We start from the raw sequence: 3114 nt of genomic DNA, 5'->3' as shown, positions 1-3114 counted from the left end.
CCGAACCACAGGTAGCCGGTCATCTCGTGCACATCGTCGGGATCGTTCTCGGAGGTCAGGAAGACCATGTCGGACTCGACCCGGACGTCGTCGAGGATGAGCGCGTCGCTCTCGGCCGCCGCGAGGACGGGGCTCTTCCAGAACTCCTCCCGACGCAACCCCTCGGCACCGTCGAAGACCAGGACGACGGCCCGCTCGGAGTCGTCCACGAGGGCGCTCGCCACCAGGAGACTCATGGACCTCGACAGGCTGCAGGGGGCCTTGCGGCCGGAGAGGAGATAGTCGTCACCGTCCCGGCGGGCGGTCATGGTCGGGCGGAACACCGATCCCCCGGGGGAACCCTCGGAGAAACCGGAGGCCATCACGGTGCCGCCCTCGACCAGCGCCCTGATGAGGTCGCGCTCCTCCTGCGAGGCGTCCTCGGCGGCCTCGAAGAGGGTCGCGCACGACAGGTGGTGCATCGTGGTCGCGGCCGCGAGGGAGGGGGCGACCGCGCCGATGGCGGTCTGGAACCGCACCGCGTCGACCGCGCTCGCGCCCGCACCGCCCAGCGCGGTGGGGACGATGAGACTGGTCCCGCCGGTGTCGGACCAGTCGGCCACGGCGGTGCTCTGGGCGCCCTCGTTGGCGAGGAGGCCGTGGCCGTACAGGCGTTCTCGCAGCCCGGGGGCGTAGGAGTCGAGGGTCTGGTTCTCGGAGGTGAGGAGCATGGGGTCCTTTCGGTTCACGGTCGGGTGGGTGCGGGCTCGGGCCCGGATCAGCCGGCGAGCATCAGGCGGGCGGCCTCGGTGCAGTCGTACCGCGGCGTCCAGCCGGTGGCGTCCCTGAGTCGTCGTGACGTGGTGACCGGTTCTCCGCAGGTCACCCAGTGGGAGGAATAAGGCAGCAGTCGTAGCCGGAACCCGAGGTCGGCCAGGCGTCGGGCGGCGCTCAGCGGCACGGGGACGCAGACCGAGCGGTTGAGTCGGCACAGCTGGGAGACGGTGAGGGCGCCCTCGGGACCGAGGTTGAACTCGCCGTCCACGCCGGCGAGCAGCACCCGCAGGTACGCGTCGACGAGGTCGTCCTGGTGCAGGAACTGGAAGTAGGACTTCCCGGGGCTCGGGTGCAGGACGACGCGCGACCGCATGGTCTCCAACCCGGAGTTCGACATGTCGGGCCCCACCACGTAGGTCGGGCGCAGGACCGCCGTCGCCATGCGGCCGTCGGAGCCTCGTCGCCACCGGCGCACGTCCTCCTCCACGAGTGCCTTGTGGTGGAAGTAGTAGTGCTCCTCGCCGGCGCCGATCGGTGCGGTCTCGTCGATGATCTCGGGGCCGCCGCGGGGGCCGTAGGCGTTGATGCTCGAGGTCATCACGCACACCCGGGCGCCGGCGGAGTCGGCAGCGCGGAGGACCCGTCGGGAGCCGTCGACGTTGACGATCCGCGCCGACTCCTTGTCGCGCGGCTCCTCGACCATGAAGGCGCAGTGGATCACCGCGTCGGCGCCCGCGAAGACCTCGTCGAGGTCGTCGGAGGTGATGTCGACGGTCCGCTGCTCGATCTTCGGGTCCCGCACCCGCAACGGTGACCGCGCCAGGGCGACCACGTGGTCGACCTCCTCGCGGAGGATCAGACCGCGCAGGAGCGCGGTACCGAAATCACCGGACGCCCCGGTCAGGACCACCCTCATAGGGCGGAGAGCTCCCGGGTGACGGCGAGGATGTCGGCGATCGCCCTGGCGGCCTCGACCAGCTGCTCCTCCGTGTGGTCCGCCGTCACGCACAGACGGAGGATCGCACCGGTCGCCGGGACCGCCGGATGGACAGCGACACCGGTGTAGACGCCTCGCTCGAGCAACAGGTTCCACACGTGGACCGCGCGGAGGTCGTCGCCGACGGGAACGGGAACGATGGGCGACCACTCGTCGCCGGTGAGGCCGGAGGTGCACTCGATCCCCTTGTCGCCCAGTTCGGCCCGCAGCAGGATCGAGTTCCGGCGCACCGCCTCGGTGCGCGCCGCACCCTCGTCGGTCCGCATCAGCCGGATCGAGGCGAGGGAGGAGGCGGTCGCGGCGGGGACCGAGGACGTGCTGAAGATCATCGGCCGCGCCGTGACCCTGAGCCCGGTCACGAGGTCGGAGCTACCGGTGATGAACCCGCCACAGGAGGCCGAGCACTTGGAGAACGACGCCATGGTCACGTCCACGGCGTCCACCGTCCCGGTCTCCTCGACCCAGCCCCGCCGGGTCGGGCCGTACAGGCCCATGGCGTGGGCCTCGTCGACCATGAGCGCGGCGCCGAACGACCGGGCGAGCTCCGCGACCCCGGACAGGGGCGCGAGGCTGCCCTCCATCGAGTAGAGGGAGTCGACGACCACGAGGATCTGCTCCGGGGATCCGCGGCGTGCCGTGATCAGGGCATCCTCGAGTGCGCCCAGGTCGTTGTGGCGGAACGGGTGGACCGAGGTGCGCGCCATCCGCAGGCCGTCACGCAGCGAGGCGTGGGCGAACTCGTCGATGACGACCGCGTCCCGCTCGCCGACCAGGGCGCCGAGGGTACCGAGGTTGGTCTGGTACCCGGTCGAGAAGCACAGCGCGTCCTCGGTGCCGAACCAGTCCGCGATCTCCGCCTCGAGCTCCTCGTGCAGTGACATCGTCCCGTTGAGCAGGCGACTGCCGGTGCTCGCCGATCCGAACCGACGGACCGCCTCGGTGGTGGCCTCGATGACCTCGGGGTGGCGCGCCAGGCCGAGGTAGTTGTTGGAGCCGAGCATGATCCGGTCCACGCCCTGGACGTTGCTCGTCGCGCCGGTGCTGGAGTGCATCGTCCGGTAGTAGGGGCTCTGGCCCGCGTCCTGGAGGGTCGAGAACAATTGGACCCGTTCGTCTGTCGCGAGGCGTTCGATGAGTGGGTGGTTCACGGGAAGTCCTTCCTGTGGGATGTCCCGGTGGTTCGGCCCCTTCCGTGGACCGGATGGGTCGAACGAGTGAATCCTCACCGTCCGGGTCTCCTCACCGTCCGTGCGCTCGTCGCCCATCCGCCTCGGGATCAGGAACGAATGAGGGGGACGACTGAATGAGGAGCCCCATGAGTCACAGAGCCGAGCCCCGGACGACGCCGCGTGCTCACCGCC

General features: G+C 70.3%; 3 protein-coding genes. All 3 read right to left on the bottom strand.

Annotation, left to right across the window (positions count from 1 at the left end):
• On the bottom strand, positions 1–710 hold a 710-nt coding region (locus G6022_RS13225; protein WP_182691739.1), incomplete at its 3' end, for an acyl-CoA dehydrogenase family protein.
• Between the two features lie 47 nt (positions 711–757).
• Complete coding sequence (locus G6022_RS13220) at positions 758–1672, bottom strand: NAD-dependent epimerase/dehydratase family protein (protein ID WP_182639341.1); 915 nt, start codon at positions 1670–1672, stop codon at positions 758–760.
• Positions 1669–2901, bottom strand: coding sequence for a pyridoxal phosphate-dependent aminotransferase family protein (locus G6022_RS13215; RefSeq protein WP_259846658.1), 1233 nt, complete (start codon positions 2899–2901; stop codon positions 1669–1671). Before G6022_RS13215 ends, G6022_RS13220 begins: the two co-directional genes overlap by 4 nt.
• Positions 2902–3114 lie beyond the last annotated feature (213 nt).

It is taken from the genome of Dietzia sp. Cai40 (genome assembly GCF_014145165.1).
Classification (GTDB): Bacteria; Actinomycetota; Actinomycetes; order Mycobacteriales; family Mycobacteriaceae; genus Dietzia; species Dietzia natronolimnaea.
Note: the sequence above shows the minus strand (reverse complement) of the source record. Positions and strands in the feature narration are given on the sequence as shown.